Below are 26,506 nucleotides of genomic sequence, written 5' to 3'. Positions count from 1 at the left end.
GAAGTGAGACGGCCCCGGTGACCGAGCCAGGGTATCGGGTGGCAGATACTGGGACACATGGCTTACGACGATCTTCGCTCCCTGCTGCGGGCGCTGGAGCGCGAGGGCGACCTCAAGCGCATCAAGGCCGAGGTCGACCCGTATCTGGAAGTCGGGGAGATCGTCGACCGGGTGCAGAAGTCCGGCGGCCCCGCCCTGCTCTTCGAGAACGTGAAGGGCTCGGCGATGCCGCTGGCCATGAACGTCTTCGGCACCGACCGCCGCCTGCTGAAGGCCCTGGGCCTGAAGTCGTACGGCGAGATCTCCGAGAAGATCGGCGGCCTGCTCCGGCCCGAGCTGCCGCACGGCTTCGTCGGCGTGCGCGAGGCCTTCGGCAAGCTGGGCGCGATGACCCACGTGCCGCCGAAGAAGGTGAAATCCGACCATGCCCCCGTGCAGGAGGTCGTCCTGCACGGCGACGAGGTGGACCTCGACCGGCTCCCGGCGCTGTTCACCTGGCCGAAGGACGGCGGCTCCTTCTTCAACCTGGGGCTCACCCACACCAAGGACCCGGAGACGGGCATCCGCAACCTCGGGCTCTACCGCCTCCAGCGCCACGACCGGCGCACCATCGGCATGCACTGGCAGATCCACAAGGACAGCCGCAACCACTACCAGGTGGCCGCCCGGAGGGGCGAGCGGCTGCCCGTCGCCATCGCCTTCGGCTGCCCCCCGGCCGTCACCTACGCCTCCACCGCGCCCCTCCCCGGCGACATCGACGAGTACCTGTTCGCCGGGTTCATCGCGGGCAGGCGGATCGAGATGGTCGACTGCAAGACGGTGCCGCTCCAGGTGCCGGCGAACGCCGAGGTCGTCCTGGAGGGCTGGCTGGAGCCGGGCGAGATGCTGCCCGAGGGCCCCTTCGGCGACCACACCGGCTTCTACACCCCGCAGGAGCCGTTCCCCGCGCTGAAGATCGACTGCGTGACCATGCGGAAGCGCCCGCTGCTCCAGTCGATCGTGGTCGGCCGGCCCCCGACGGAGGACGGGCCCCTCGGCCGCGCGACGGAGCGTTTCTTCCTCCCGCTGCTGAAGATCATCGTCCCGGACATCGTGGACTACCACCTGCCCGAGGCCGGCGGGTTCCACAACTGTGCGATCGTCTCGATCGACAAGAAGTACCCCAAGCACGCGCAGAAGGTGATGCACGCGATCTGGGGGGCGCACATGATGTCCCTGACCAAGCTGATCGTCGTCGTGGACTCCGACTGCGACGTGCACGATCTGCACGAGGTCGCCTGGCGGGCCCTCGGCAACACCGACTACGCCCGTGACCTCACGGTCGTAGAAGGCCCCGTCGACCATCTGGACCACGCCTCCTACCAGCAGTTCTGGGGCGGCAAGGCGGGGATCGACGCGACGAAGAAGTGGCCCGAGGAGGGCTACACCCGCGACGGGGGCTGGCCGGACATGGTCCTGTCGGACCCGGATACGGCCGAACGGGTGACTCGGCGCTGGAAGGAGTACGGACTGTGAAGGGCACCGACATGATGGTGCGGGGCAGCGCGGAGACGGGGTTTCCCCGCCGCCGCGGGGATGATCCGGAGTACGGCCTGTGAGCAGCGCTTCCGCCGCGATCCCCCAGCCGGGACGCACGAAGGCCTTTCTGCGCCTGGTGATGATCGAGCACTCGGTCTTCGCGCTCCCCTTCGCCTACATCGCCTCCCTCACGGCGATGTACGAGTGGGACAAGAACATCCACTGGGGCCGGCTGCTGCTGGTCACGATCTGCATGGTCGGCCTGCGCACGTTCGCGATGGCCGTCAACCGGATCATCGACCGCGAGATCGACGCCCGGAACCCGCGTACGGCCCACCGCGAGCTGGTGACCGGGGCGATGACCGTCCGGCACGCCTGGACCGGCGCCCTGATCGCCCTGGTGATCTTCCTGGGCGCGGCGGCCCTGCTCAACCCGCTGTGCCTGGCCCTGGCGCCGGTGGCGGTGATCCCGATGGTGATCTACCCCTACGGCAAACGGTTCACGAACTTCCCGCAGGCCATCCTCGGCCTCGCCCAGGCGATGGGGCCGGTGGGCGGCTGGCTGGCCATCTCCGGGACCTGGAACTGGGACGCGGCGATCCTCGGCCTCGCCGTCGGCATCTGGATCGGCGGCTTCGACCTGATCTACGCCTGCCAGGACGTGGAGACCGACCGCGAGATCGGCGTCATGTCGGTCCCGGCCCGCTTCGGCATCCCGGCCGCGATCTGGGGCGCGCGGGCCTGCCACACGATCACGACGGCCCTGTTCGTCTGGTACGGCGCCGTCACCGGCGCGGGTGCCTTCTTCTGGCTCGGCCTGCTGATCGTCGCGGGTGCGTTCGTCTACGAGCACTCGATCGTCCGACCGCACGACCTCTCCCGCCTGAACAGGGCGTTCTTCTCGACGAACGGTTTCATCGGGATCAGCCTTTTCGTGTGCGCCCTCATCGACCTGCTGGTGCGCGGCCTCACGCCGTAGCCCGTTCGGGTGGCTCCAGCAGACCTGCCGGGTGGCTCGCAGCAACCTTCCTGTGCGCGTGCGGGGATCGTGGCCCGGCCGCCCGACACGCACGTCGGGCGGCCGGATAGGCTCGATATGTGAACGCAGGAGAATCGCAGCGCGTGCCTTGGATCGTGGGGGTGTCCGGTGCTTCCGGGACGCCGTATGCGGCGGCCGTGCTGCGCGCACTGCTGGCGGCGGGGGAGACGGTCGACCTGGTGGTCAGCCGGGCCTCGCGGCTGACGCTGGTGGACGAGACGGGCATCTCGTTCCGCGACGCCCACTGGCGGGACGACCTGCGGGAATGGCTGGCCCGGGGAGCCGACGGCAAGCCCGGGACCTTCGACGTGGACATCAGCGGGGTGCGGTACTGGACCGCGGGCGACCTCGCGGCCGGACCGTCCTCGGGGTCGTACCCGGCCAAGGGGATGCTGATCGTGCCCGCCTCGACGGCCTGCGTCGCGGGCGTCGCGCTGGGCCTGTCCAAGGATCTGCTGCAGCGGGCGGCGAGCGTCACCCTCAAGGAGCGCCGCCCCCTGGTCGTGGCCGTACGCGAGACCCCGCTGAACGGCCAGACCCTGAGGCACCTCGTGGCGCTGGACGACGCCGGCGCGAGCGTCGTGCCGGCGTCGCCCGCCTTCTACGCGGGCGCCACCCACATCCAGGACCTGGTGGACTTCGTCGCGGGGCGGGTGCTGGACGCGGCGGGCGTCGGGCACGGCTTGTACCGGCGGTGGCGCGGCGAGCTGGGCGGCGGCACAGCGGGCAACGAGCAGTAGCAGTACCTCTCATCACTTCAGGAACTTTCACCGGAAGGCTTCGATCGCATGGACGCGGTGGACAGGCAGCTCATCCAGGCCCTGAGGGAGAACGGCCGGGCCTCGTACGCGGAGCTGGGGCGTCTCGTCGGCCTGTCGGGCCCCAGCGTCACCGACCGCATCAACCGTCTTGAGGCGGCCGGTGTCATCACCGGCTACCGCGCCACGGTGAACGCGGCCTCACTCGGCCTCGGCGTCACCGCGCTGATCGGCATCTCGCTCTCCGACGCCGCCGACCACGAGGACGTCGCCCAGCGGCTGCGGGACCTGCCGGAGATCGAGGACTGCTGGTTCATCGCCGGCGACGACTCCTACATGCTCAAGGTGCGGGCCACGGACGTGGACGGCCTGGAGCGGATCATCCGGCGGCTCAGCGGCACCAAGGGCGTCTCCCGTACCCGTACCACCATCGTGCTGTCCACGAAGTGGGAGAACCGGGTCGGGGAGCTGCCCGAGGAGGCCTAGGGATACGGTTGGCCGTGCTGTCGTAGAAAGGGCGTGTTGGCATGGACGTCGGACTCAAGCGCGAGCTGGAGGAGAAGGTCCGCTCCGGTGAGCGGCTGACCCGCGAGGACGGCATCGCGCTGTACGAGTCGGACGACCTGGCGTGGCTGGGCGGGCTCGCCCACGAGGTGCGGACCCGCAAGAACGGTGACGTGGTCCACTTCAACGTCAACCGGCACCTCAACATGACCAACGTGTGCACGGCCTCCTGCGCCTACTGCTCCTTCCAGCGCAAGCCGGGCGAGAAGGACGCGTACACGATGCGCATCGAGGAGGCGGTCAAGCTCGCCAAGGCGATGGAGTCGGAGAACCTCACCGAGCTTCACATCGTCAACGGCCTGCATCCGAACCTGCCGTGGCGGTACTACCCCCGCTCCCTGCGCGAGCTGAAGGCCGCCCTCCCGAACGTCTCCCTCAAGGCCTTCACGGCGACGGAGATCCACCACTTCGAGACGATCAGCGGTCTGTCCGCCTCGGAGATCCTGGACGAGCTGATCGACGCGGGCCTGGAGTCGCTCACCGGCGGCGGCGCGGAGATCTTCGACTGGGAGGTCCGGCAGCACATCGTGGACCACCGCACCCACTGGGAGGACTGGTCCCGCATCCACCGCCTGGCGCACGAGAAGGGTCTGAAGACCCCGTGCACCATGCTCTACGGGCACATCGAGGAGCCGAGGCACCGGGTCGACCACGTCCTGCGGCTGCGCGAGCTGCAGGACGAGACCGGCGGCTTCCAGGTCTTCATCCCGCTGCGCTACCAGCACGACTTCGTGGACATGAAGGACGGCAAGGTACGGAACACCCTCCAGGCCCGTACCCAGATGGCGACCGGCGCGGAGGCCCTGAAGACCTTCGCGGTCTCCCGTCTGCTGTTCGACAACGTCCCGCACGTGAAGGTCTTCTGGGTGATGCACGGCGTGCAGACCGCCCAGCTGGCCCTCCAGCACGGCGCGGACGACATGGACGGCTCGGTCGTGGAGTACAAGATCACCCACGACGCGGACAACTACGGCACCCCGAACAAGCTGACCCGCGAGGACTTGCTGGACCTGATCCGCGACGCCGGTTTCCGCCCGGTGGAGCGGAACACGCGGTACGAGATCATCCGCGAGTACGACGGCCCCGACCCGGCGCGCCGGGAGTCCCCGCAGCCGATGCGGGTCTGACTTTTCAGCGGGGGCTCGGCGTCCCAACCCAAGGGGGCGCGGGGAACCGGGCGACCAGCCAAGACGCAGCCGCAGCCGGGCGACGGACGGAGCCCCCGCTTCGTTCGCCGTCCTCAAGCGGGGGTACCCGGCACACATGGCTGTCACGAAGGCCCCCGAGGACGCCTACACGGCGGAGCCCTTCGTTCCGGAGGGCGCCAGTCTCACCGCTCTGCGCAAAGCCGCGGCAGGCTGCCGTGGTTGCCCTCTGCACGAGAACGCGACCCAGACGGTGTTCGGCGCGGGCAACGCGCACGCCCGCGTCATGCTCGTCGGTGAGCAGCCCGGCGACCAGGAGGACCGGCAGGGCAAACCCTTCGTCGGACCCGCGGGCCGCATGCTGGACAAAGCGCTCGCGGAGGCGGGCATCGACCCCGGCGACGCGTACGTCACCAACGCCGTCAAGCACTTCAAGTTCACCCAGGCCGAGCCCCGCAAGCGCCGGATCCACAAGACGCCGAGTCTGAGGGAGATGACCGCCTGCGGCCCCTGGCTCGCGGCGGAGCTGGCGCTGGTCGAGCCCGAGCTGATCGTGGTGCTGGGTGCGACGGCGGGGAAGGCGCTGCTGGGGTCGTCCTTCCGGGTGGGCGAGGTGCGCGGCACCGTCCTGGAGCGGGAGATCCACGGGCGCCCCGAGCGGCTGGTGCCGACCGTGCACCCGTCCTCGGTGCTGCGGGCCCAGGACGACGAGGACCGGAAGGCCGCGTACCAGGGGCTCGTCGCCGATCTGAAAGTGGCCGCACGCGCCCTGGGGTAATAGCTACACTTCGCCCATGCCACTTACCTTCACGCTGGACCCCGCCATCACCCCCGCCCTGCGCGACGGCATCCTCGACCTGTGGACGGACGTCTCCAACGCGGGCGGCGCCGTGGGTTTCGTGCCGCCGGTGAGCCGGGAGGACATCCGGCCGGAGCTGGTGCGGCACTTCGTGGGCATGGCCGAGGAGCGGCACCGGCTGCTCGTCGGGTGCGACGAGACGGGCGAACCGGCCGCGACCGCGTTCTTCGCCTTCAACACCCACCCGCTCCAGACGCACTGGGTGTGGCTGTACACGGTGATGGTCCACCCGAGGCACCAGGGCAGGGGCTACGGCCGTGACCTGCTGGCGGCCGCCGCGGACGCGGCCCGTACCTTCGACGGCATCGACGCGATCCGGCTGACCTGCCGGGGCGGCCTCGGCCTGGAGCGGTTCTACGGCTCCTGCGGCTACAAGGAGGTCGGCCGGGTGCCCGGCGCTGTCCGGGTGGCGCCCGGCGACGACCGCGACGACATCATCATGCTGCTCCCCCTCCACTGACCCCGCTGCAAGATCTCTCCCCGTCCGTGCTTCACTGGACGATGACCCCTTTTGGAATCGGACGAGTGGATTGAGATGCTCCGCTACACGCTGATGCGCCTCGGCATCTTCGCCGGCTGCCTCGTGGTCGTCTGGGGAGCCGTCTACTCCGGCATCTTCCCGCACGGCTTCGGCAGCTCCAACGGCCTGTGGGTGCTGCTGCTCGCGCTGATCCTTTCGGCGCCGATCAGCTGGGTGGTGCTGCGCAAGGAGCGGGACCGGGCCTCGGTGCAGATCGTGACCAGGGTCGACCGGATGAAGGCCAACCTGGAGGCCAACCGCAGCCAGGAGGACGGCGCCGACGACGCCGCGAGGACGCAGGGCGGGGCGGCAGCCTCCAACTAGTCTTGCCCCCATGGGTGGGGCGAGGGCGAAGCGGATGCCGCGTGCGGTGCGGGAGCAGCAGATGCTCGACGCCGCCGTACAGATCTTCGGGCAACGCGGCTACATGGCCGCCTCCATGGACGAGATAGCCGAGCTGGCCGGTGTCTCCAAGCCCTTGGTCTACCTGTACCTGAACTCCAAGGAAGACCTCTTCACCGCCTGCATCCGGCGTGAGGCCACCGCCCTCACGGAGGCCGTCCGCGCCGGCGTCCGCACGGACCTCCCCGCCGACCGGCAGCTCTGGGACGGCCTCCAGGCCTTCTTCGCGCACACTGCCGAGCACCCCGACGCCTGGTCCGTGCTCCACCTCCAGGCCCGCACCCACGGCGAACCCTTCGCGACCGAGGTCGCCGCGATGCGCAGGGAGATCGTCGCGTTCGTGACCCGCCTGGTCGCGATCGCCGCGCGGGAGGCCCACCGCGACCCCGACCTCCCCGAACACGAGGTGGCGGGCCTGGCCGAGGCCCTGGTGGGCGCGGCGGAGTCACTGGCCGCGTGGTCCAACGGCACGCCCGGCGTCACGGCCCGCCAGGCGGCGACCACCTTGATGAACTTCGCCTGGTCGGGCCTGGGCAGCCTGATGCGGGGCAACTCATGGACACCGCCGGCGGAACCAACCCAGGGGCGCGGGGAACTGCGCGAGTAACCCACGACGGACCGGCACTCGGCAACAGCGATGTACTGCTACGGCGCCTGGCTCAGCTCACCCCACACATGCAGTCGCCCTCCCTCACCCCGCAACTCGAACCGCCCGGACCCGTCCGCCCCGTAAGTCACCGTCCCCGGCAGCAACACCGGCGCCAGAAACCGCGCCCGCACCCGCCCCCCGGCGCAGCCGCTCGCGGCCAGGCAGCGGGCCAGCGTCCACATGCCGTGCGCGATGGCCCGTGGGAAGCCGAAGAGGCGGGCGGTGAGCGGGTACAGGTGGATGGGGTTGCGGTCGCCGGAGGCGGCGCCGTACCGCCGGCCCACGTCCCCGGCGAGCCGCCACGAGTCGACGACGGGCAGCGGGGCCGGCTGCGCTTCCCGGGGTCCGGCGGGCCCGTCGGTGCGATGCCGGGCGAGATACGTGCTCCGCGACTCCCACACGACCTCCCCCTCGGCCCGCATCCCGGTGACCACCGTGGCTTCGGTGCCGCGCCGGTGCGGGGCCAGTCCCTCGATGTGCACGGCGAGTTCGTACTCCGCGTGCGCCGGGAGGGAGGTGTGCCGGGTGATCCCGATCGAGGTGTGCACGAGCCCCAGCAGCGGCAGCGGGAAGGCCCCGTCGCTCATCAGCCGCATGGCCAGGGGGAAGCCGAGGATGTGCGGATAGGTGACGGGGAGGGCGCTGTCGCCGGTGGGAAAGCCGCACACGTGCTCGTAGGCGGCCAGCCGGTCCAGGTCGACCCGCAGACCGGGCAACACCAGGTGGGTGCGCGGGAATTCGGCCTCCGGGGAGGGCCGCTTGAACGGCGAGCGCAGGACGCCACCCGCGATATGCAGCAAATCACCCACCGCGCCCAGCCCCCCATCTGCCTACTCTGAAGTAAGGTTACCGCCGGTAAGCCTACGCCTCGCAGTGGTCGGCCCAAAAGTGAGCCTCCGTCACATACCCCGCGAGGCTGCACACCCCCGGCCCCGGACCACCCTCAAACCCGCACAACCCCCTCACGAAGGACCCGTACGATCGCCTCCCTAACCTGCGGTAACCCCTTTCCGCCGAGGCGCCGCAGGTACACGCACGCCAGAGGAGCCGCCCGTGTCCACCCCCTTCCCGAACGCCCCGGTCTCCTCCGGCGCCGCCGTCTGCGCCATCGACTACGACGGCCGCCCGGTCCTTGTGGAGCCCTGGGTCCAGCGCCTGGACGGCGCCGTTCGGGAGGTGTCCGTACCGCCGTTCGCGCCCCCGGTGAAACACGGCTCGCTCGCTGACCTGCCGTTCGACAACGCGGACGGCGCTCCCGCCGCGACCGTGCTCAGCCGCAGGCTCCCCGAGGGCCGCTGGGCGGACATGACGGCCGCTCACTTCGCCGAGGAAGTCCTCGCGGTGGCCAAGGGACTGATAGCCGAGGGGCTGGTGCCCGGCGACCGGATCGCCGTCATGGCCCGTACCCGCTACGAGTGGACGCTGCTCGACTTCGCCGCCTGGGCCGCAGGCCTGGTCACCGTGCCGATCTACCCGACCTCCTCCGTCTTCCAGACCCGGTGGATCCTGCACGACTCCGGCGCGGTCGCCCTGATCACCGAGACCGCCGTCCAGGCCGCCGCCCTCGGCCCCGAACTCCAGCACCTGCCCGACCTGCGCCATCTGTGGGTGATGGACAAGGAGCACGTGACCCGGCTCGCCGAGGCCGGCGTGCAGGTGCCGGACGGCGAAGTGGCCGTACGGCGGGGCATGCTGGGCCCCGACACCCTCGCCACCCTCATCTACACCTCCGGCACCACCGGCCGCCCCAAGGGCTGCGCCCTTTCGCACGGCAACTTCTTCGCCGAGGTCGACAACGCCATCGAGCTGCTCCACCCGGTCTTCAAGGACCAGGGCGAGGAGCCGTCGGTCCTCCTCTTCCTGCCGATGTCCCATGTCTTCGGCCGCATGGTGGCGATCGCCTGCGTCCGGGCCCGGGTCCGCCTCGGTCACGCGCCGAGCCTGGCCGCCGAGGACCTGCTGCCGGACCTCGCCGCCTTCAAACCGACCTGTCTGCTGACCATTCCGTACATGCTGGAGAAGGTGTACAACTCGGCCCGCGCGAAGGCCGAGTCGGGCGGCCGGGTCGCCGCCTTCGACCGGGCCGCGGCGGTCGCCGTCCGCTACGGCGAGGCGCTGGAGTCCCGGCAGACCGGCACCGGTGGCGGCCCGAGCCGCTCCCTGAAGACGGCCCGCGCCTTCCACGACCCGCTGGTCTACCGCAAGCTCCGCGCCGCCATGGGCGGTCGCGTCCGGTACGCCATCTGCGGCGGCTCCCCGCTCGGCCGGCGCCTGGCCGCCTTCTACGCCGGAGCCGGCATCGAGATCTTCGAGGGCTACGGCCTGACGGAGACCACCGGCGCCACCACCGTCACCCCGCCCCTCAAGCCCCGCCTGGGCACGGTCGGCTGGCCGCTGCCCGGCACCCGTGTCCGGATCGCCGCCGACGGCGAGATCCTGGTCTCCGGCGACCACGTGCTGCGCGGCTACTGGGACCCACAAGCCGGCGGAGTCGTCCCCGCGACCAGGGACGGCTGGCTGGCGACCGGGGACATCGGCGAACTGGACGACGAGGGCTACCTCACCATCACCGGCCGCAAGAAGGAGCTGCTGATCACATCGGGCGGCAAGTCCGTGGCCCCCGCCCCGCTGGAGAACTGGCTGCGCCAGCACCCGCTGATCTCCCAGGTGATGCTGGTCGGCGACGCCCGCCCGTACGTCGGGGCGCTGATCACCCTCGACCCGGACGGCATCGTCCACTGGCGCCAGATGATCGGCAAGCACCCCGTGCCGCCGGAACTGCTGGTCGGCGACCCGGAGTTGGATGCGGTCCTGCAACGCGCGATCGACGAGGCCAACAAGCTGGTCTCCCGCCCCGAGTCCATCCGCCGCTTCACCGTGCTCCCCGTGGACTTCACCGAGGAGGCCGGCCATCTGACCCCGTCGATGAAGCTGCGCCGCGAGCAGATCGCGACCGACTTCGCGAGCGAGGTGGAGGGCCTGTACGGCCCGGCCACCGGACCCTGAGGAGCGCCCGTCACCCCATGAGGGTCGGCACCCGCTCCTCGCGCGCGAAGCGGGTTGCCGCCCGGGTCGGCCGTTTCCCGGTACTGATCCTCGTATGACGCCTGACTACCAGTCAATCCTTGGGTTCGCTTCCCAAACCCAAGTGTTAGCTTGGGTGTTGTGACCTTGGACGACCTCCGCGTGTTCGTGGCCGTGTGCCGGGCCGGCAGCCTCAGTTCCGTCGCCCGGGACCTCGGTTGCACCCAGTCGGCCGTCAGCCAGCATGTGAAGCGGCTGGAGCGGGAGACGGGGGTCGCGCTGCTGGAACGGCAACCGCGGGGCGTGGTCCCCACGCAGGCCGGGCGCATACTGGAGGCCGCCGCAGCCGAGGGCATCTCCGGGCTCGACATCGCCGTACGGCAACTGCGCGACCAGGTGGACGGCCGCGGCGGATACGTCCGTGTCGCCACCGGTGCCACCACCGTCCGGCACTTCATGTCCGAGGCGGTGGTCGCCTTCCGCCGCCGCCACCCCGAGGTCAACCTGGAGTTCCGTACGGTCAGTTCGGGACGCGGCACCTTCGACGCGCTGGCCGACGGCACCCTGGACCTGGCCTGGATCACCGTCGGCTCTCCGGTGCGCGGCATCGAACAGCGGACGGTCGCGGAACTGCCGTGGCTGCTCGCGGTCCGCGCGGACGACCCGCTCGCCGGGCGGTCCCAGCTGGACGCGGCCGACCTGACGGGGGTCCGCCTCATCCGGCTGCCCCCGAACTCCACCTCCGCCGTCCACCTGGACGCGGCCTGCGCCGAACTGGGCGTCCGCTTCGCCTACGACACGAGCGTCGCCGACTGGGACACGGCACTGCTGCTGGCCGAGCTGGGCGTGGGCCGGGCGGTGGTCCCCGCCGTACCGGGCCTTCCGGTGCCGGGGGCGGGCGAGCTGCGGCTCGTCCCGCTGCCGGGGTTGCGTCCCCTGCCCGTCGGCTGGGCCGTCCGCCGCTGGGACTCCCTCAGCCCTCCGGCCCGGGCCTTCGCGCACACGGTCGCGGAGTTCCGGGGCGGGGGCGCTGCCGCGGGCTGAGCGGGAGTTCGGCCCACACGGTCTTGCCGACAGTGCGCCGGGCCACGCCCCACCGGCTCGACAGCACCAGTACGACGACCAGTCCGCGGCCGTTCTCGTCCGCCGGCCCGCCGTCCAGGAACCGCGGATCCTTGTCTCCCCGGGCGTCACTCACCTCGATACGCAAGGTGTCCTTCCCGGGGAGGAGGCGCAGTCGCAGCTCGAAGTCCCGGCCGGGCACACGACCGTGGGTGACGGCGTTCGCGGCCAGTTCGGCGACGAGGAGCTGCGCGGTGCAGTTCGGGTCGCTGTCGTGCGGGTATCCCCAGGTGGCGAGCTGGGTGGAGGTGAGCCGCCGGGCCAGCCGGGCGCCGAGGGGAGTGGCGCTGAGGCGTTGGACGAGTTCGGTGGCCTCAGGTGTGGGGGTGGAGATTTCCGGGTTCACGTCACCGAGAGTGCTCGGTTCTCCCTACGCTGACCAGGGGAGACCCGGCGACTGAGCGTAGTCGTACGGGTGCGGTTCGTTTGGTGTACGAGTCGTCGGAGGGTGGCGTGACAGGGGAGCAGCAGCGGAGGCCGGAAACGCCCGCTGAGGAGAACGGGGCAGTGGGCGTCTTCGTCGTGATCGGCAAACAGTTGAAGCTGCTCAGGGAGCGGGCGAGGCTCAGCCAGCGGGAGTTCGGCGACCTGGTCGGGTACGGCCCCGATCAGATCTCGGCGATGGAGAGGGGGGTACGGACGCCGAGGCCGGAGTTCTTGCGGAAGGCGGACGAAATCCTGGGTGCCGGTGGATTGTTGACGGCGGTCATCCCCCAGGTCGAGGAGGCGATGACGAAGGCGCGGACGCGGCATCCGGAGTGGTACCGGGGGTATGCGGCGCTGGAGGCGCAGGCAGTATCCCTTCATGACTACAGCACCATGGGTGTGCTCGGCCTGCTTCAGACCGAGGAGTACTCACGGGCGGTGTTCACACAGAGGCACCCACCCCTGGACGAGGAGACCATTGAGAAGCGGGTGGCGGACAGGCTCTCGCGCCAGCAGATCTTCGAACAGTGGCCGCCGCCGGAGTTCAGCTTCGTCATGGAACAGGCCGTACTGGAGCGACCGATCGGCGGACCGAGGGTGCACAGGGAGCAGCTCCTTCAGCTGCTGCGGATCGGGCGCATGCGGAATGTGCAGGTGCAGGTGATGCCGACGAGGCGGGAGGAACACCCCTCGCTTGGCGGCTCCTTCACCTTGCTGATCCCGAAGGGGCAGGAGCAGGTTGCGTACATGGAGACCCAGGGGTACCCGAAGTTGATCACCGATCGCGAAGAGGTCCGCGTCCTCGTCGCTCGCTATGGGATCATCCGGGCTCAGGCTCTCAACCCGCACGAGTCCCTGGACCTGATCGAGAAGATGCTGGAAGAGCGATGACCATAGAACAGTTCATCTGGTTCAAGTCGAGCTACAGCGATGGCGAAGGCGGCCAGTGCGTCGAACTTGCCTACATCTGGCACAAGTCCACCTACAGCGACGGCGAGGGCGGCGATTGCGTCGAAGTTGCCACCCACCCCACCGCCATTCACATCCGCGACTCGAAACAACCCGCCGCCCCCCACCTCACCGTCACCCCCGCCACCTGGACCGCTTTCCTCACGGCGGAGGGGAAGTCGGGACCCGGCCGGGACCGGAACGGTAACGCCCGCTCATAGCCTGCCTTTCCACCCTCGCCGACTCCGTCCACCCGAGCAGAGGCATGAAAGAAGACACAGACGTCCGCCGGATCTTCCTCCTGAACCCGGACCAGCGTCTCCTGAAGGAGGCGGCGCACGCCGGTGTCCAAGTGCGCTCGGCCCGGGCCGACATCCGTGACGAGCCCGCCGTACGCGCCCTCCTGGACGAGGCCGCGACGGCGGGGCTGTTCGTCAACCCCGCCCGTTCCCTCGCCCTGCTCGCGGACCAGGACGCCGTACGGCGGCTGGTCCGCGACAACCGGCTGTCGCCGGACCACGCCGAGCCCGCCGCAGGCGCCACACGGCTGTCGGTGGAGACGCTCAGCGTGCACGGCATGCATCAGACCGTCGGGATCACCGCCCGGATGCCGTACGGGCTGCTGCACCCGGCGCCGCTGACGGAGGACACCGCCGCCGAGGTACGTGCGGTGGTGACCGCGCTGCTGGACCTGACCGGGTACCAGTACGGGCCCGCGCACACGGGTGTCGAGCTGACCCCGCGAGGCCCGCTGATCACCGGGTGCCGGGCGGGGCTGGCCCGGGACCCGGTGCCGGAGCTGCTGAAGGTGGCCGGCGGGTTCGATCTGGCGGCAGGGGCGGTCGAGGTGCTGTCCGGGCGGCTGGTGGACGCGGTCCGGCCGGGCCGGTACGCGGCGGCGGTCGTGCTGAACCCGCCGTGGCAGCTGGAGACGGCGGAGGTGGGTGTGCTGCCGCATGTGCGGCATGTGTCGCCACCGGACTCCCTCGCGCCGGGGCATCTCGTCGTGCACGCCGACTCGCCGGAGGTGGCGGCCCAGCGGGTGTCGTCCCTGACGGCCCTGGTCACCGGGAACGGATCGGGAACGAACCGGTAGAGCCTGTCCGCACTGTTGGTATGTCGCCGGAAGAAGGACGACGACGCCAGCGACGTCAACAGGAGGCGGAGTCAGGATGCTGAAGTTCTCGGTCCTCGGGGCACTGCAGATCCGTACCGTGTCCGGTCCTGCGGAGATCTCCGGCGACCTGCAGCGCACCCTGGTGCAGACGCTGCTGGTCAGCGAGGGGCAACCGGTGTCGGGGGAGAGCCTGGTCGAGGAGATGTGGGGCGAGGCCGTACCCGACAACCAGGCGAACGCGCTGCAGGCGCACGTCAGCCGGCTGCGCCGCAGGCTGCGGGCGCTGGAGCCGGACCGGGCCGCCTCCCGGGTGACGATCCATCCTTCCGGTTACCGGCTGACCGTGGGCGACGCGGAGCTGGACGCGGCCGAGTTCGTGCGGGCCGTACGGCAGGCCGAGGCGGCCGCTCCGGAGGATGCCGAGCGCACGGCCCGGCTGCTGGGCGAGGCGCTGGCGCTGTGGCGCGGGCCGGTGTTCGGGGGGTTCCCCGGCGGGACCCTGTGCCAGTTGGCGGGCGCCCGGTACGAGGAGTACCGGATGCGGGCGATGGAGCTGCGGTTCGACGCCGAGCTGCGGCTCGGGCGGCACGCGGCGGTGCTCGCCGAGCTGACCGAGGCGCACACCAACCACCCCTTGCGGGAGCGGTTCTGCGAGCAGTTGATGATCGCCCTGTACTGCTCGGGGCGGCAGGCGGACGCGCTCGACGTGTTCCGGCGGATGCGGCGGCATCTGGACGTGGAGCTGGGCATCCAGCCGTCTCCCGCGCTGCGCCGGGTGGAGCACGCGATCCTGCGCCACGACCCCGCCCTGGCAGGCGAAACACGCACGACCCTCCTCCAGCTCGCGTGAAGGTGATTAGCTGTCCACCTGGGTCGGCTGTGTGGCAGGACGGCGGAATCACCTCCTCCGCGCTGCTCGTTCGGGTACAACCTAGGGTGGTCCCGAACATCGTGGGCCGGGGGGTGCTACGGGGCGGAGGGGACAGGTTCGTGGAATCGGCGGCAACGGTTCGTCCTGTCGTACGGTTCAACATCCTCGGTTCGCTGGAAGGCTGGTACGGCGAGCGCCGGCTGCGGCTCGGCAGCCCGACGCACGAGCGGGTGCTGGTCACCCTGCTGCTGGAGCCCGGGCGCATGGTGCCGGTGTCCCGGCTGATCGCCGCCGCCTGGGACGACGAGCCGCCGCAGACCGCCAGCCACCAGGTCCGCAAGGCCGTCGCCGCGCTGCGCACCCGCATCCCGGACGGCGCCTCGGTGATCGTCACCGACGGCGCCGGATACCGGGCGATGCTCGGCGAACACCAGCTGGACCTGCACGAGTTCGGGCAGTGGGCGCGGCAGGCCCGGCAGGCCGTGGCCGCCGGGCGGTCCGCCGAGGCGGTCGGGCATCTGCGGGCCTGCCTTGACCTGTGGCGCGGGCCGGTGCTGGCCGGTGGCGGCGGCGCGGTGATCAACGCGGCCTCGGCGGCGCTGGAAGAGCGGCACATGGCGATCGCCGAGCAGTACTTCGAGCTGCAGCTCGAACTCGGCCAGTCGGTGGAACTGATCGGGCCGTTACGGGAGTTGGTGACCGCGCATCCGCTGCGGGAGACCCTGCGCGGGCGGCTGATGCTCGCCCTGTACCGGGCGGGCCGGCAGGCGGAGGCGCTGGAGGAGTTCGGCCGGGTGCGCGCGCTGCTCGTGGAGGAGCTGGGCATCGACCCGGGCGCCGAACTGACCCGGCTGTACGAGGCCATCCTGCGTGACAGCCCCGAGGTCGCCCCGCGGGTACCGCAGTCCGTGGCCGAGCGGGCCGCCCATCTGGCGCCCGCCGCCTATCTCCAGCCGTCCGAGCCCGCCCCCTGCACCCTGCCGTACGACCTGCCGGACTTCACCGGGCGGGAGCAGGAGCTGGCCCGGATCCTGGCCGTGGGCCAGGCCCCGGCGAGCGGGAGCACCCGGATCCTCGGCATCGACGGCATGGGCGGCAGCGGCAAGAGCGCGCTCGCCGTGCACGCCGCCCATCTGCTCACCGCCGACTATCCCGACGGGCAGCTCTTCGTCGACCTGCGCGGATTCAGCCCCGGTGAGAAGGCGCACGAGCCGGGGACCGTGCTGCACTCCCTGCTGCGCGCGGTCGGCGTGCCGGACGACCGGATACCGGACGACCTGGAGAGACGCACCACGCTCTGGCGAACCGTTTCCGCACAGCGGAAAATGCTGCTGCTCCTCGACAACGCCGCCGACGCCGCACAAGTACGCCCGCTGCTGCCCGCCTCCGAGGACTGCCTGGCCCTGCTCACCGGCCGGGTCCGGATGCTCGACCTGGACGGCGCCGAATGGCTCAGCCTGGGCCTGCTCTCGGCCGAGGACAGCGCCACCCTGCTGACCCGGATGCTCGGCGGCGACCGCACCACGGCCGAACCCGAGGCCACCGCCCGCCTGGCACGGCTGTGCGGCGGACTGCCCCTCGCCCTGCGCATCACCACCGCCCGGCTGCGCAACCGCCCCCGCTGGACCGTGCAGTACCTGGTCGACCGGCTCGCCGACGAGACCCGCCGGCTGCGCGAACTGAGCGCGGGGGAACGCAGCGTGGAGGCCACGCTCCGGCTGTCGTACCAGGCGATGGAGGAGGACCAGAGGGTCGCCTTCCGGCTGCTGGGCCTGCACCCCGGCAGCGCCATCGACGTCCACTCGGCCGCCGCGCTGCTCGGCACCGACGTCCACGACACCGAGGACACCCTGGAGGACCTCCTCGACGCCCATCTGCTGGAACAGCACGAGGCGGGCCTGTACGGCTTCCACGACCTGGTGCGCACCTACGCGATGAGCGTGCGGGAGGCGGAGGACGACGAGGAGGCCGCGGTCGAGCGGCTGGTGTCGTACTACATGCCGGCCGCCGACCGGGCCTGCGACCTGCTCTCCCCCGGGCGCGAACCGCTCGGCCGGGCACCGGCCGGAGACGCCCCGGAACTGCCCCCGCTGGACACCGACGCACAGGCGCTCGACTGGCTCGACCGCGAGTACGAGGCACTGCTGTCGATCGTCAACCGTGCGCGCGCCCAGGGCCTGCACCGCCCGGCGCTGCTGCTGGCCCGCAACCTCCTCTTCTACCTGGACCTGCGCGGCCACTACGAGGAGTTCCGGGTGGTCAGCCGGATCGCGGTGGACGCCGGCCGGCAGCTCGGCGACCTGTCCCTGCTCAGCCGCAGCATGGGCAACCTGGCCGTGGCCCACTGGTGGCTCGGCGACTTCCAGGACGGCATCACCACCGCGCGCGAGGCCCTGGAACTGGCCGGGGCCGACGATCTGCGCTCCGCGGCGTTCTGCACCGACACCCTCGGCCTGCTGTACGGGGCGGTGGGCGACTTCGAGGAGGCCCGTACCTACCTGGCCAAGGGCATCGCCCTGCACCGGGAACTGGGCGCGCCCGGACTGGAGGCGGTGGCGCTCGCCAACCTCGCCACCGTGGAGACCTGGGCGGGCCACTACGCCGACGGCGCACGGCACGCGGCCCGGGCCACCGAGCTGAACCGGAGCCTCGGCGAGCGCAACAATGAGATCACCTCGCTGACCTGGCTGGCACTGTCCCATCTGGGCGCCGGCGAGGACGAGCGGGCGCGGGCCTGCCTCGCCCAGGCCCTCGAACTGTGCGACGAGTCCCGCAAGCCGGGGAACGTCGCCTTCGTCCTCGCCCACTGGGCGAGGGTCTGCCAGCGCCTCGGCGAAGTCCGCTCGGCCGCCGAGCACGCCGAGCGCGCACTAGACCTCGTCTCCACCGAGGGCACGGCCCTGCGCCAGGCCGCCGTGGTGAACGTGGTGGCCCTGGTCCACCTGCGCGCCGACGCCCCCGAACGCGCCCGGGACCTCTACCGCCAGTCCCATGAGCTGGCCTCCCGCCTGGGCTACCGCATCGAGATGGCCCGCGCCCTCCAGGGCCTGGCGGAATCGGCCAAGGCCCTGGGGGAGGAGCCGGAGGCCGAGCGGTATCAGCGGGAGGCGGAGGGGTTGTACGACGCGATGGGGGTCACGGAGGCGGGGCGGCGGCTGTAGGGCCGGTCGCCCGCCGGCGCGGGGGAGCCGCGGAGCAAGCCGCTGGGCCATGGGGAACGGCACCGGTGGGAGCGAGCCCGACCGGTGCCGTCGAGGTGGTGTGCGTGCCTGTGCCTGTGCTTGTACCTGGCCTGTGGGAGGGCGTGGTCAGGCGATGCTCAGGGCCGGAGGGTGGTCGTCCGCCAGGGCCGGGCCGGTGTGCGCGGGGTGGCCGGACAGGTCGGAGGCGATGTGCGCCAGACCGTGCTCCACGCCGGCCGCCGGGACGGTGCAGATGGTGCCGAGCGCGAGGACACCCGCGCCGGTGAGCGCGGCCAGAACCGTCTTCGTACGCAGTGCGATGGTGCGCATTGGTGTATCCCCCAGGAAGAGACGGACCGCAAGAGGCGGATCGGAGACGACGGATCGAAGGTGCGGAGGTGATCCGGTCGCCGGGTTGCTCCCCGACGACGCGACCGATGCTCTTCGGCGCCGATCCCCATGCCGTCCCCGCTGGTTCCCGGAGCGGGGCGGGCCACCGGTACTCCTGGTTTCAATCGCCTCTCAGGAGTCGGCAGAGGCGCCGGGATCGCCGGGATCGCCGGGGTCTCCCGCGCCGACGGGGGCGCCGGGCTTCCGGGCGATCAGGAGGGCCTGGGGGACCGACTCCCCGATCCGCTCCTCCGGTTGGCGCACGGTGCTGGAGCCGAGCGCGAACCCGGCGTCCGCGAGCAGCTCGGCGATGCGCTCGGGGCGGCGCCGCTGGAAGTCCAGCGCGACGGGATGACCCAGCGGCCGGTCGAGCCGAAGCGGCTCCTCGCCCACCTGGAAGGCGACCAGAAGATGTCCGCCGGGACACAGCACCCGGTGGAACTCGGCGAACAGCACAGGGAGTTGATCGACCGGGGTGTGGATGCTGGAGTACCAGGAGACAACACCGGCGAGCGCGCCGTCCGCGAGGGCCAGGTCCAGCATCGAGCCCTGTGCGAAACACAGCCCGGGATTCTCGCGCCGGGCGACGGCCAGCATGGACGAGGACAGGTCGAGCCCGAAGACATCGAGTCCGAGGGAGGCGAGGTACGCGGTGACGACGCCGGGCCCGCACCCGAGATCGGCCACGGCCCCGTCGCCGACCAGCTCGGCGAACCCGGCGAGCAACGCCCGGTCCAGCGGCCTGTCCACGAGCTGGTTCCGGAAGAGCTCGGCGTAGTCCTCGGCAATGGCGTCGTAGAAGACACGGGTGGCGGCAAGAAACCCGGTGGTGTCGGTCATGCCCCGAAGCTAACGGACCGGGCGGCCTAGGCGACCCCGGCCACCCTCAGCAGCGCGGCCGCCGCAGCCGCCCCCACGACCACCACGACGAACGGCGCCCTGAACCACGCCAGTACGCCCCCCACCAGCACCCCGGCCGACCGGGCGAGCCCGGCGAACCCCCCGCCCTCGGTCAACGCCCCTGTCGCCAGCAGGGCGACCAGCAACACCACCGCCCCGGCCGACGCCAGCTCCTGCACCCGCGCCGGTATCTCCACCCGCCCGTGCAGCACCGGCCCCACGAGCCGGAAGGCGTACGTCCCCACGGCCAGCGCGAGGACCACCACGACGGCGGCGTTCATACGGCGGCCGCCACGGGCTGCCGGCGATGCAGGAAGAGCCCGGCCAGAGCGAGCAGCACCGGTACCCCCGCAGGCACGGCGGGCGTGACCGCCAGCGCCACCGCGGCCCCGACCAGCGCGCACCGCCGTACCACCGCGTCCGCCCGCAACTGAGGCAACACCAGCGCCACCAGAACCGCGGGGAACGCGGCATCGAGTCCGTACCGCGCGGTGTCCCCCAGCGCGTCCCCGGCGAGCGCGCCCGCCAGCACCCCGATGTTCCACACGGCGAACAGACCGAGCCCGGAGATCCAGAACGCCCTGCGCTGCCGTACCGGGCCGGACTGGGCGAGGGCGAAGGCGACCGTCTCGTCGGTGACCAGATGGGCGCCGAGGAGACGGCTCGCACGGCCGGTGCCGATGATGTCCGCGACCGCCAGGCTGAACGCGGCCGTACGGGTGTTGAGCAGCAGTCCCGTCGCCGCTGCCGCGATCGGCCCGCCCCCGGCGAGCAGTACGCCCACCGCGCTGAACTGGGCCGAGCCGGCGTACACCACCAGGGACATCAGCACCGGCACCCACACCGGGAGGCCGCCGGCCACGGAGACGGCGCCGAAGGAGACGCCGACGACGCCGCTGGCGAGCCAGACGAGCGAGCTGTCGCGTACCAGGGACATGTCATCGGTTGTTCGCTGTACCGAACGCATGTTTTCTACAATGGAACGCAGCACCCCTGTCCGTCAAGCCGAACGATCGTACCGATGGAGCGAACGACATGACCGAGCCGTCTCCCGGGACCCCCGCCCGGCTTCCGCTGGAGTGGATCGCCGCATCGCTCAAGCGCGAGCGCGCCCGCACCGGGCTGTCCCTGTCCGAGCTGGCCAAACGCGCCGGAATCGCGAAGTCCACGCTGTCCCAGCTGGAGGCGGCGAGCGGCAATCCCAACGTGGAGACGCTCTGGTCGCTCGCGGTCGCGCTGGGGGTGCCGTTCAGCGCGCTGGTCGAGCCGCCCGCGCCGCGGATCCAGGTGATCCGGGCCGGCGAGGGCCCCGAGGTCGCCTCGGAGCAGGCGAACTTTGTCGCCACCCTGTTGTCCGCGAGCCCTCCGGGGGCCCGGCGGGACATCTACCGCCTGCGCGCCGAGCCGGGGGCGGCCCGCATGTCGGATCCGCACATCCCCGGCACGGTCGAGCATCTGATCATCGGCTCGGGCCGGATGAAGGCGGGCCCCGCCGGACAGGAGGTCGAACTGGAGCCCGGCGATTACCTGACCTATCGGGGGGACGTGGCGCATTCGTACGAGGCACTGGAACCGGGCACGACCTTCGTCCTCGTCATGCAGCACACCTAGAGAATTCGTACAGAATTCATCGACGGCCGGGGAGGGAAAAGGCGGGGCAGGCGGAGGGCAAGGCAGGAGCCCCGTCGCCGGAACGGCGCGGGGCTCCTTGGGTACTGCTCTCAGGTTCTGCGATCAGGCAGTGATCAGACGGGGGTGACGTTCTCCGCCTGCGGGCCCTTCGGACCCTGCGTCACGTCGAAGCTCACCTGCTGGTTCTCCTCGAGGGAGCGGAAGCCGGTGGCGTTGATCGCGGAGTAGTGAACGAAGACGTCGGGGCCGCCGCCCTCCTGGGCGATGAAGCCAAAGCCCTTTTCGGCGTTGAACCACTTAACGGTTCCGGTAGCCATAAGCCCTCCTTGGGCTCAAAAGGGTTGCCCTGCTCCAGAACCTGCAAGTGTGAAACGGTGCTGCACAACTGCATACGTCTGAAAACGACTAGAGCCTGCGGTTACATGCTCCGCAGGCTCTGTACTGCAAGGGAAACCAAACTGCAACTTGCGGCAAGCCTAGCATCCGGGCAGCCGAAAGCAATAGAGGTCAAGATCACGTCACCCGGATGTTTGAACATCCACTCGGCCATTTGACGGCACGGCCACGGTGGGGTCGGTCCCGGCACCGTACAGCACGGGGTCTAGTCTCGCGATGTGGACAATTCTCGCACCCGGCCGCGCGTCGGCCACATCCAGTTCCTGAACTGCCTGCCCCTGTACTGGGGGCTCGCGAGAACCGGCACTCTCCTCGACTTCGAGCTCACCAAGGACACCCCGGAGAAGCTCAGCGAGCAGATCGTGCGCGGCGATCTCGACATCGGCCCCATCACCCTGGTCGAGTTCCTGCGCAACGCCGACGACCTGGTCGCCTTCCCGGACATCGCCGTCGGCTGCGACGGCCCGGTGATGTCCTGCGTGATCGTCTCGCAGGTCCCGCTGGACCGCCTGCACGGCGCCCGGGTCGCGCTCGGCTCGACCTCCCGCACCTCGGTCCGCCTCGCCCAGCTCCTGCTCGCCGAGCGCTACGGCGTCCAGCCCGACTACTACACCTGCCCGCCCGACCTCAGCCTGATGATGCAGGAGGCCGAGGCCGCCGTCCTCATCGGCGACGCGGCGCTGCGGGCGAATCTGCTCGACGGCCCCCGCTTCGGCCTCGAAGTGCACGACCTCGGCGCGCTCTGGAAGGAGTGGACCGGCCTGCCGTTCGTCTTCGCGGTCTGGGCGGCCCGCCGCGACTACGCCGACCGCGAACCGGACATCACCCGCCAGGTCCACGAGGCCTTCCTCGCCTCCCGCAACCTCTCCCTGGAGGAGGTCGGCAAGGTCGCCGAACAGGCGGCCCGCTGGGAGGCCTTCGACGAGGCGACCCTGGCCCAGTACTTCACCACCCTCGACTTCAGCTTCGGCACGCCCCAACTGGAGGCGGTCGCCGAGTTCGCCCGCCGCGTCGGCCCGACGACCGGCTTCCCGGCGGACGTGAAGGTGGACCTGCTGCAGCGCTGAGGATGCCTCACTAGGCTGCTGCCCGGGAGATGTTCGGGCCCGAGCCGTGAGGCAGCGGGGTTGGGGGGAGCGCGTCATGCAGCCGCTGGACATGGACGAGCCGGCCACCGTCGGGCCCTACCGGCTGCTCGGCCGGCTCGGCTCCGGTGGCATGGGCCGGGTCTACCTCGGCCGCAGCGCGGGCGGCCGTACCGTCGCCGTGAAGATCGTGCACCCGCACTTCGCGCTGGACGAGGAGTTCCGCGCCCGCTTCCGGCGCGAGGTGGCGGCCGCCCGCCGGGTCGGCGGCGCCTGGACCGCACCCGTCCTGGACGCGGACCCGGACGCCCCGGTGCCCTGGGTCGCGACCGCCTACGCGGCCGGCCCGTCCCTCGCCGCGGCCGTCGCGGACACCGGCCCGCTGCCCGCGCACACCGTACGGGCTCTGGGCGCGGGCCTCGCCGAGGCGCTGACGGCCGTACACGAACTGGGGCTGGTGCACCGGGACGTGAAGCCCTCCAACGTCCTGCTGACCGTCGACGGCCCCCTGCTGATCGACTTCGGCATCGCACGGGCCATGGACGGCACGGCGTCCCTGACGTCCACCGGTGTGTCGATCGGCTCCCCGGGCTACATGGCACCCGAGCAGATCCTCGGCAAGGGCGTGACGGGCGCCGCCGACGTCTTCTCCCTCGGCGCGGTCCTCGTCCACGCGGCCACCGGTGAACAGCCCTTCCGTGGCGACTCCTCGGCCGCGCTGCTCTACAAGGTCGTCCACGAGGAGCCCGAACTCGGCTCGCTCGGCGGTGAGCTGGCGGAGGTGGCGGCGGCCTGCCTGACCAAGGACCCGGCCTCCCGGCCCACCCCCGCCGAGGTGAGCCACCGCCTCGCCCCCGAGGGCGCCGCCCGCCTGATCACCGGCGGCTGGCTGCCGGGCCCCCTGGTGGAGCAGGTCAGCCGCAGCGCCGTACGCCTCCTGAACCTGGACACGGTGGAGACGGCACCCTCGGGCCCGGCGCCCTTCGACAGCCCGGCGGTGACCGGGACCTCGGTGCCGACGCCTGCTTCGGGTGCGGCACCGGCCTCTGCCTCGGCCTCTGCCGCCGTACCTGCCCCTGCTCCTGCCCCTGCGGAGCTCGACTCGTTCACCGGAGCCGGGGCCTTCGGGCCCGCGCCGGTGATGAATTCCGGGAGTCCGGCCGCAGCGACCGGGGTTGGCGGGGTTCCCTCGGGAGCACCGGCCGGTGTCGGGGCGGTCCCGGGGCCGGCGACCGGTGTGGACGGGGCGCCCGCCGGAGCGCCGACCGTCGTGCCCGCGCCGCGTGACGCGGTGCCACCCGGCCGGTTCTCCGTCAGCGTGGCGGCGGCCTCCGCGCCGGTCGAGGCCGGCCGTGGGCGCCGGCTGAGCTGCACGGTGGTGCTGGCCGTCGCCGGTGCGCTGGCCGCGGCGACCGTGGGCGTCGGCGTGCTGCTCCAGCCCTGGGCCCGGCAGGACGGGAGCGACAAGAGCGCGGGCAGCGGCCCGGACCGCTCCCCGGCGCCGACCGATGCCGCCACCGGCGCCCCCGTCACAGGCTCCGGGCCCGGCGCGATCCCGGCCCGCTACCTCGGCACCTGGGAAGGACAGGCCACCGGCCTCGGCGGCAATCTGCCCGAGGGCACCTTCCGGCTCACCGTCCATCAGGCCGCCGTGGGAGAGGAGTTGGGACGGCTCCGGCAGACCGACCAGATCGGCGGTGTGTGCACCGACGTCCTCACCCTGAAGAAGGTGACGAAGACCCAGGTCCTCGCGACCTCGACCGGCGCCAAGGACAACCCCGGCCACTGCGTACCCACCCCGCACCAGGTCGAGTTGACGCCGGTCGGCGACGACCTGAGGTTCACCTCGGACAGTTCCGCCGAGGGCAACCCGGTGGCACGCCTGTCGAAGGCCGGATGAGCACGGTGCGTGCGACGGGGGTCGGGGGGACCGGATGAGCACAGGGGCGCTGGCGGCCGTCGCCGCGCTGTGGGGCGCGCTGGTGGGCGGGCTGCTGCCCCGCGCCGCCTACCGCTTCGCCGTACCGTCCGGTGAGCCCTGGCGGGACCGCTGCCCGGACGGCCACCCGCTCCGCGGCTGGCTCGGCCGGATCGCGTGCGGCGCCTGCGGGGTGGCGGCCCGCCGTACGGACGTACCCCCCGCCGCCGCCCTCACCGCCTCCCTCGTCACCGCCCTGACCTGCGCCGCTCTCGCCGCCGCCACCGGCACCCGACCGGAGTTGGCGGTCTGGCTGCTGCTCGCGCCGGTCGGCGTGCTGCTGGCCGTGGTGGACTTCCGGGTGCAGCGGCTGCCCGACCCGCTGACCCTGCCCCTCGCCGCGGCCGCCCTCGCCCTGCTGGGCCTCGTCGCGCTGCTGCCCGAGCACGCCGGCCACTGGCTCACCGCGCTGTACGGAGCCCTCGCGCTCGGCGCCGGCTACTACGCGCTGTACCGCATCAACCCGGCCGGCATGGGCTTCGGCGATGTGAAGCTGGCCGTCGGCATGGGCGCCGTACTCGGCTGGTACGGCTGGTCCACCGTCCTGCTCGGCGCCTTCGCCGGCTTCCTGCTCGGCGCGCTGTACGGCGCGGCCCTCGTCGCCGTACGGCGGGCGGGCCGGAAGACCGCGATCCCGTTCGGTCCGTTCCTGCTGGCCGGGGCTCTCACCGGGCTGCTGATCGGCGCGTACGCGGCCTGACGTCCTCACGCTGAAAGCGCTGGCGTAGGCTGGTTCGGTCCGTCCACACCCCTTGACGAAAGGGACGCCCTGGTGACCGAGAAGGCCGACCTCCAGTCTGTCCTCGACCGTGCCGCTGCCGGTGGGCGGATCACCCCGGAAGAGGCGCTCGACCTCTACCGGGACGCCCCGCTGCACGCGCTGGGCGCCGCCGCCGACGCCGTACGCCGCCGCAAGTACGCCGGCATCGAGCACATCGCGACGTACATCATCGAGCGGAACATCAACTACACGAACGTGTGCGTCACGGCGTGCAAGTTCTGCGCCTTCTACGCGGCCCCCAAGGACACGGAGAAGGGCTGGACCCGCGACCTCGACGACATCCTGCGCCGCTGCGCGGAGACGGTCGAGCTGGGCGGCACCCAGATCATGTTCCAGGGCGGCCACCACCCGGACTACGGCGTCGAGTACTACGAGAAGCACTTCCGGGCCATCAAGGAGGCCTTCCCGCGGCTGGTGATCCACTCGCTGGGCGCGTCCGAGGTCGAGCACATGGCCCGTATCTCCGGTGTGTCCGTCGAGGAGGCCATCACCCGGATCCACGAGGCGGGCCTCGACTCCTTCGCCGGCGCCGGCGCCGAACTGCTCCCCGAACGCCCCCGCAAGGCCATCGCGCCCCTCAAGGAGTCCGGCGAGCGGTGGCTGGAGATCATGGAGACCGCGCACCGGCTGGGCGTGGAGTCCACCTCGACCATGCTGATGGGCACGGGTGAGACGAACGCCGAGCGCATCGAGCACCTGCGGATGATCCGGGACGTACAGGACCGTACGGGCGGCTTCCGCGCCTTCATCCCGTACACCTACCAGCCCGAGAACAACCACCTGAAGGGCCGCACCCAGGCCACCCTCTTCGAGTACCTGCGGATGATCGCGATCGCCCGCATCTTCCTCGACAACGTCCAGCACATCCAGGGCTCGTGGCTGACCACCGGCAAGGAGGTCGGCCAGCTGTCGCTGCACTACGGCGCGGACGACCTCGGCTCGATCATGCTGGAGGAGAACGTGGTCTCCTCGGCCGGCGCCAAGCACCGCTCCAACCGCCTGGAGATCATCGACCTGATCAGGAAGGCGGGGCGGGTGCCCGCCCAGCGCTCGACGACGTACGAGCACCTGGTCGTCCACGACGACCCGGCGAACGACCCCGTCGACGAGCGGGTGATGTCCCACATCTCCTCGACCGCGATCGAGGGCGGCACGGCCCACCCCGAACTGAAGCTGCTGGCGTCCAACTGAGCCGGCTGC

28 protein-coding genes are annotated in these 26,506 nt (G+C 71.4%); 21 read left to right on the top strand and 7 right to left on the bottom strand.

Annotated elements, in window-relative coordinates:
• Positions 1 to 57 precede the first annotated feature (57 nt).
• The 9 genes from ACWCQS_RS03680 (at position 58) to ACWCQS_RS03640 (ending at position 7,412) form a co-directional block, all read left to right on the top strand.
• A complete protein-coding gene (locus tag ACWCQS_RS03680; RefSeq protein ID WP_451002898.1) occupies positions 58 to 1,515 on the top strand; it encodes a menaquinone biosynthesis decarboxylase in 1,458 nt (485 codons plus the stop codon).
• 79 nt (positions 1,516 to 1,594) lie between these two features.
• Positions 1,595 to 2,497 (top strand): menaquinone biosynthesis prenyltransferase MqnP, encoded by a 903-nt coding sequence (mqnP, locus tag ACWCQS_RS03675; protein WP_451002897.1) that lies wholly within the window; start codon positions 1,595 to 1,597, stop codon positions 2,495 to 2,497.
• A 143-nt stretch (positions 2,498 to 2,640) separates the two neighbouring features.
• A complete protein-coding gene (locus ACWCQS_RS03670) occupies positions 2,641 to 3,297 on the top strand; it encodes a UbiX family flavin prenyltransferase (protein ID WP_451002896.1) in 657 nt (218 codons plus the stop codon).
• A 48-nt stretch (positions 3,298 to 3,345) separates the two neighbouring features.
• On the top strand, positions 3,346 to 3,801 hold the full coding sequence (locus ACWCQS_RS03665) for an Lrp/AsnC family transcriptional regulator (protein WP_451002895.1): 456 nt from the start codon (positions 3,346 to 3,348) through the stop codon (positions 3,799 to 3,801).
• Positions 3,802 to 3,842: 41 nt separating this feature from the next.
• The gene (gene mqnE, locus ACWCQS_RS03660) at positions 3,843 to 5,006 is read left to right on the top strand and encodes an aminofutalosine synthase MqnE (RefSeq protein ID WP_451002894.1); all 1,164 of its coding nucleotides are present in this window, start codon (positions 3,843 to 3,845) and stop codon (positions 5,004 to 5,006) included.
• A 136-nt stretch (positions 5,007 to 5,142) separates the two neighbouring features.
• On the top strand, positions 5,143 to 5,802 hold the full coding sequence (locus ACWCQS_RS03655) for a UdgX family uracil-DNA binding protein (protein WP_450982820.1): 660 nt from the start codon (positions 5,143 to 5,145) through the stop codon (positions 5,800 to 5,802).
• Between the two features lie 16 nt (positions 5,803 to 5,818).
• Entirely contained in the window at positions 5,819 to 6,343 is a 525-nt protein-coding gene (locus tag ACWCQS_RS03650; protein WP_451002893.1) for an N-acetyltransferase family protein, read from the top strand.
• A gap of 75 nt (positions 6,344 to 6,418) precedes the next feature.
• Entirely contained in the window at positions 6,419 to 6,727 is a 309-nt protein-coding gene (locus tag ACWCQS_RS03645; protein ID WP_451002892.1) for a DUF4229 domain-containing protein, read from the top strand.
• A gap of 10 nt (positions 6,728 to 6,737) precedes the next feature.
• Positions 6,738 to 7,412: a TetR/AcrR family transcriptional regulator gene (locus ACWCQS_RS03640; RefSeq protein WP_451002891.1), complete on the top strand. Its 675-nt coding sequence runs from the start codon at positions 6,738 to 6,740 to the stop codon at positions 7,410 to 7,412.
• Positions 7,413 to 7,450: 38 nt separating this feature from the next.
• On the opposite strand, the gene ACWCQS_RS03635 is transcribed toward ACWCQS_RS03640, so the two are convergent.
• Positions 7,451 to 8,272 carry a MaoC family dehydratase gene (locus tag ACWCQS_RS03635; protein WP_451003020.1) on the bottom strand — a complete coding sequence of 274 codons (822 nt, stop codon included), beginning with the start codon at positions 8,270 to 8,272 and terminating at the stop codon, positions 7,451 to 7,453.
• A 235-nt stretch (positions 8,273 to 8,507) separates the two neighbouring features.
• Between ACWCQS_RS03635 and ACWCQS_RS03630 the strand changes: the two genes are divergently transcribed.
• Together ACWCQS_RS03630 and ACWCQS_RS03625 are read left to right on the top strand one after the other, a co-directional pair.
• Positions 8,508 to 10,460 carry an AMP-dependent synthetase/ligase gene (locus tag ACWCQS_RS03630; RefSeq protein WP_451002890.1) on the top strand — a complete coding sequence of 651 codons (1,953 nt, stop codon included), beginning with the start codon at positions 8,508 to 8,510 and terminating at the stop codon, positions 10,458 to 10,460.
• 159 nt (positions 10,461 to 10,619) lie between these two features.
• A complete protein-coding gene (locus ACWCQS_RS03625) occupies positions 10,620 to 11,522 on the top strand; it encodes a LysR family transcriptional regulator (RefSeq protein WP_451002889.1) in 903 nt (300 codons plus the stop codon).
• On the opposite strand, the gene ACWCQS_RS03620 is transcribed toward ACWCQS_RS03625, so the two are convergent.
• Complete coding sequence (locus ACWCQS_RS03620) at positions 11,452 to 11,946, bottom strand: ATP-binding protein (protein WP_451002888.1); 495 nt, start codon at positions 11,944 to 11,946, stop codon at positions 11,452 to 11,454. The genes ACWCQS_RS03625 and ACWCQS_RS03620 overlap by 71 nt on opposite strands.
• An 83-nt stretch (positions 11,947 to 12,029) precedes the next feature.
• Here ACWCQS_RS03620 and ACWCQS_RS03615 point away from each other — a divergent pair, with 83 nt between their 5' ends.
• From ACWCQS_RS03615 to ACWCQS_RS03595, 5 genes are all read left to right on the top strand, one after another.
• The gene (locus ACWCQS_RS03615) at positions 12,030 to 12,917 is read left to right on the top strand and encodes a helix-turn-helix domain-containing protein (protein WP_451002887.1); all 888 of its coding nucleotides are present in this window, start codon (positions 12,030 to 12,032) and stop codon (positions 12,915 to 12,917) included.
• The gene (locus ACWCQS_RS03610; protein WP_451002886.1) at positions 12,914 to 13,195 is read left to right on the top strand and encodes a DUF397 domain-containing protein; all 282 of its coding nucleotides are present in this window, start codon (positions 12,914 to 12,916) and stop codon (positions 13,193 to 13,195) included. The genes ACWCQS_RS03615 and ACWCQS_RS03610 overlap by 4 nt, the downstream gene beginning before the upstream one ends.
• 44 nt (positions 13,196 to 13,239) lie before the next feature.
• Positions 13,240 to 14,070 (top strand): hypothetical protein, encoded by an 831-nt coding sequence (locus ACWCQS_RS03605; RefSeq protein ID WP_451002885.1) that lies wholly within the window; start codon positions 13,240 to 13,242, stop codon positions 14,068 to 14,070.
• 76 nt (positions 14,071 to 14,146) lie between these two features.
• Entirely contained in the window at positions 14,147 to 14,941 is a 795-nt protein-coding gene (locus tag ACWCQS_RS03600) for an AfsR/SARP family transcriptional regulator (RefSeq protein ID WP_451002884.1), read from the top strand.
• Between the two features lie 140 nt (positions 14,942 to 15,081).
• The gene (locus ACWCQS_RS03595) at positions 15,082 to 18,123 is read left to right on the top strand and encodes an AfsR/SARP family transcriptional regulator (protein WP_451002883.1); all 3,042 of its coding nucleotides are present in this window, start codon (positions 15,082 to 15,084) and stop codon (positions 18,121 to 18,123) included.
• Between the two features lie 147 nt (positions 18,124 to 18,270).
• Here the strand turns inward: ACWCQS_RS03595 and ACWCQS_RS03590 are convergent, their stop codons facing one another.
• From ACWCQS_RS03590 to ACWCQS_RS03575, 4 genes are all read right to left on the bottom strand, one after another.
• Positions 18,271 to 18,474 carry a hypothetical protein gene (locus ACWCQS_RS03590; protein ID WP_451002882.1) on the bottom strand — a complete coding sequence of 68 codons (204 nt, stop codon included), beginning with the start codon at positions 18,472 to 18,474 and terminating at the stop codon, positions 18,271 to 18,273.
• A gap of 192 nt (positions 18,475 to 18,666) precedes the next feature.
• Positions 18,667 to 19,374 (bottom strand): class I SAM-dependent methyltransferase, encoded by a 708-nt coding sequence (locus tag ACWCQS_RS03585; RefSeq protein WP_451002881.1) that lies wholly within the window; start codon positions 19,372 to 19,374, stop codon positions 18,667 to 18,669.
• A gap of 26 nt (positions 19,375 to 19,400) precedes the next feature.
• A complete protein-coding gene (locus ACWCQS_RS03580) occupies positions 19,401 to 19,715 on the bottom strand; it encodes an AzlD domain-containing protein (protein ID WP_451002880.1) in 315 nt (104 codons plus the stop codon).
• Positions 19,712 to 20,401, bottom strand: a complete 690-nt coding sequence (locus ACWCQS_RS03575; protein ID WP_451002879.1) for an AzlC family ABC transporter permease — start codon at positions 20,399 to 20,401, stop codon at positions 19,712 to 19,714. The genes ACWCQS_RS03580 and ACWCQS_RS03575 overlap by 4 nt, the downstream gene beginning before the upstream one ends.
• 68 nt (positions 20,402 to 20,469) lie before the next feature.
• On the opposite strand from ACWCQS_RS03575, the gene ACWCQS_RS03570 reads away from it, so the two are divergent.
• Positions 20,470 to 21,045, top strand: a complete 576-nt coding sequence (locus ACWCQS_RS03570) for a helix-turn-helix domain-containing protein (protein WP_451002878.1) — start codon at positions 20,470 to 20,472, stop codon at positions 21,043 to 21,045.
• A gap of 134 nt (positions 21,046 to 21,179) precedes the next feature.
• Here the strand turns inward: ACWCQS_RS03570 and ACWCQS_RS03565 are convergent, their stop codons facing one another.
• Positions 21,180 to 21,383 (bottom strand): cold-shock protein, encoded by a 204-nt coding sequence (locus tag ACWCQS_RS03565; protein WP_004984723.1) that lies wholly within the window; start codon positions 21,381 to 21,383, stop codon positions 21,180 to 21,182.
• A gap of 297 nt (positions 21,384 to 21,680) precedes the next feature.
• Between ACWCQS_RS03565 and ACWCQS_RS03560 the strand changes: the two genes are divergently transcribed.
• From ACWCQS_RS03560 to mqnC, 4 genes are all read left to right on the top strand, one after another.
• Complete coding sequence (locus ACWCQS_RS03560; RefSeq protein WP_451002877.1) at positions 21,681 to 22,529, top strand: menaquinone biosynthetic enzyme MqnA/MqnD family protein; 849 nt, start codon at positions 21,681 to 21,683, stop codon at positions 22,527 to 22,529.
• A gap of 76 nt (positions 22,530 to 22,605) precedes the next feature.
• Complete coding sequence (locus ACWCQS_RS03555; protein ID WP_451002876.1) at positions 22,606 to 24,447, top strand: protein kinase domain-containing protein; 1,842 nt, start codon at positions 22,606 to 22,608, stop codon at positions 24,445 to 24,447.
• A gap of 34 nt (positions 24,448 to 24,481) precedes the next feature.
• Complete coding sequence (locus ACWCQS_RS03550) at positions 24,482 to 25,225, top strand: prepilin peptidase (RefSeq protein ID WP_451002875.1); 744 nt, start codon at positions 24,482 to 24,484, stop codon at positions 25,223 to 25,225.
• Between the two features lie 72 nt (positions 25,226 to 25,297).
• Positions 25,298 to 26,497, top strand: coding sequence for a cyclic dehypoxanthinyl futalosine synthase (mqnC, locus tag ACWCQS_RS03545; protein ID WP_451002874.1), 1,200 nt, complete (start codon positions 25,298 to 25,300; stop codon positions 26,495 to 26,497).
• The last annotated feature ends 9 nt before the right edge of the window (positions 26,498 to 26,506 follow it).

Source organism: Streptomyces sp. NPDC002076, assembly GCF_053593835.1.
Note: the sequence above shows the minus strand (reverse complement) of the source record. Positions and strands in the feature narration are given on the sequence as shown.

Coding starts and splice junctions, on each gene's coding strand:
- ACWCQS_RS03575 (WP_451002879.1), bottom strand. CDS start 20,401: ATGCGTTCGGTACAGCGAACAACCGATGACATGTCCCTGGTACGCGAC.
- ACWCQS_RS03610 (WP_451002886.1), top strand. CDS start 12,914: ATGACCATAGAACAGTTCATCTGGTTCAAGTCGAGCTACAGCGATGGC.
- ACWCQS_RS03650 (WP_451002893.1), top strand. CDS start 5,819: ATGCCACTTACCTTCACGCTGGACCCCGCCATCACCCCCGCCCTGCGC.
- ACWCQS_RS03655 (WP_450982820.1), top strand. CDS start 5,143: ATGGCTGTCACGAAGGCCCCCGAGGACGCCTACACGGCGGAGCCCTTC.
- ACWCQS_RS03645 (WP_451002892.1), top strand. CDS start 6,419: ATGCTCCGCTACACGCTGATGCGCCTCGGCATCTTCGCCGGCTGCCTC.
- ACWCQS_RS03565 (WP_004984723.1), bottom strand. CDS start 21,383: ATGGCTACCGGAACCGTTAAGTGGTTCAACGCCGAAAAGGGCTTTGGC.
- ACWCQS_RS03600 (WP_451002884.1), top strand. CDS start 14,147: ATGCTGAAGTTCTCGGTCCTCGGGGCACTGCAGATCCGTACCGTGTCC.
- ACWCQS_RS03570 (WP_451002878.1), top strand. CDS start 20,470: ATGACCGAGCCGTCTCCCGGGACCCCCGCCCGGCTTCCGCTGGAGTGG.
- ACWCQS_RS03640 (WP_451002891.1), top strand. CDS start 6,738: ATGGGTGGGGCGAGGGCGAAGCGGATGCCGCGTGCGGTGCGGGAGCAG.
- ACWCQS_RS03585 (WP_451002881.1), bottom strand. CDS start 19,374: ATGACCGACACCACCGGGTTTCTTGCCGCCACCCGTGTCTTCTACGAC.
- ACWCQS_RS03665 (WP_451002895.1), top strand. CDS start 3,346: ATGGACGCGGTGGACAGGCAGCTCATCCAGGCCCTGAGGGAGAACGGC.
- ACWCQS_RS03555 (WP_451002876.1), top strand. CDS start 22,606: ATGCAGCCGCTGGACATGGACGAGCCGGCCACCGTCGGGCCCTACCGG.
- ACWCQS_RS03550 (WP_451002875.1), top strand. CDS start 24,482: ATGAGCACAGGGGCGCTGGCGGCCGTCGCCGCGCTGTGGGGCGCGCTG.
- ACWCQS_RS03590 (WP_451002882.1), bottom strand. CDS start 18,474: ATGCGCACCATCGCACTGCGTACGAAGACGGTTCTGGCCGCGCTCACC.
- ACWCQS_RS03605 (WP_451002885.1), top strand. CDS start 13,240: ATGAAAGAAGACACAGACGTCCGCCGGATCTTCCTCCTGAACCCGGAC.
- ACWCQS_RS03680 (WP_451002898.1), top strand. CDS start 58: ATGGCTTACGACGATCTTCGCTCCCTGCTGCGGGCGCTGGAGCGCGAG.
- ACWCQS_RS03580 (WP_451002880.1), bottom strand. CDS start 19,715: ATGAACGCCGCCGTCGTGGTGGTCCTCGCGCTGGCCGTGGGGACGTAC.
- mqnE (WP_451002894.1), top strand. CDS start 3,843: ATGGACGTCGGACTCAAGCGCGAGCTGGAGGAGAAGGTCCGCTCCGGT.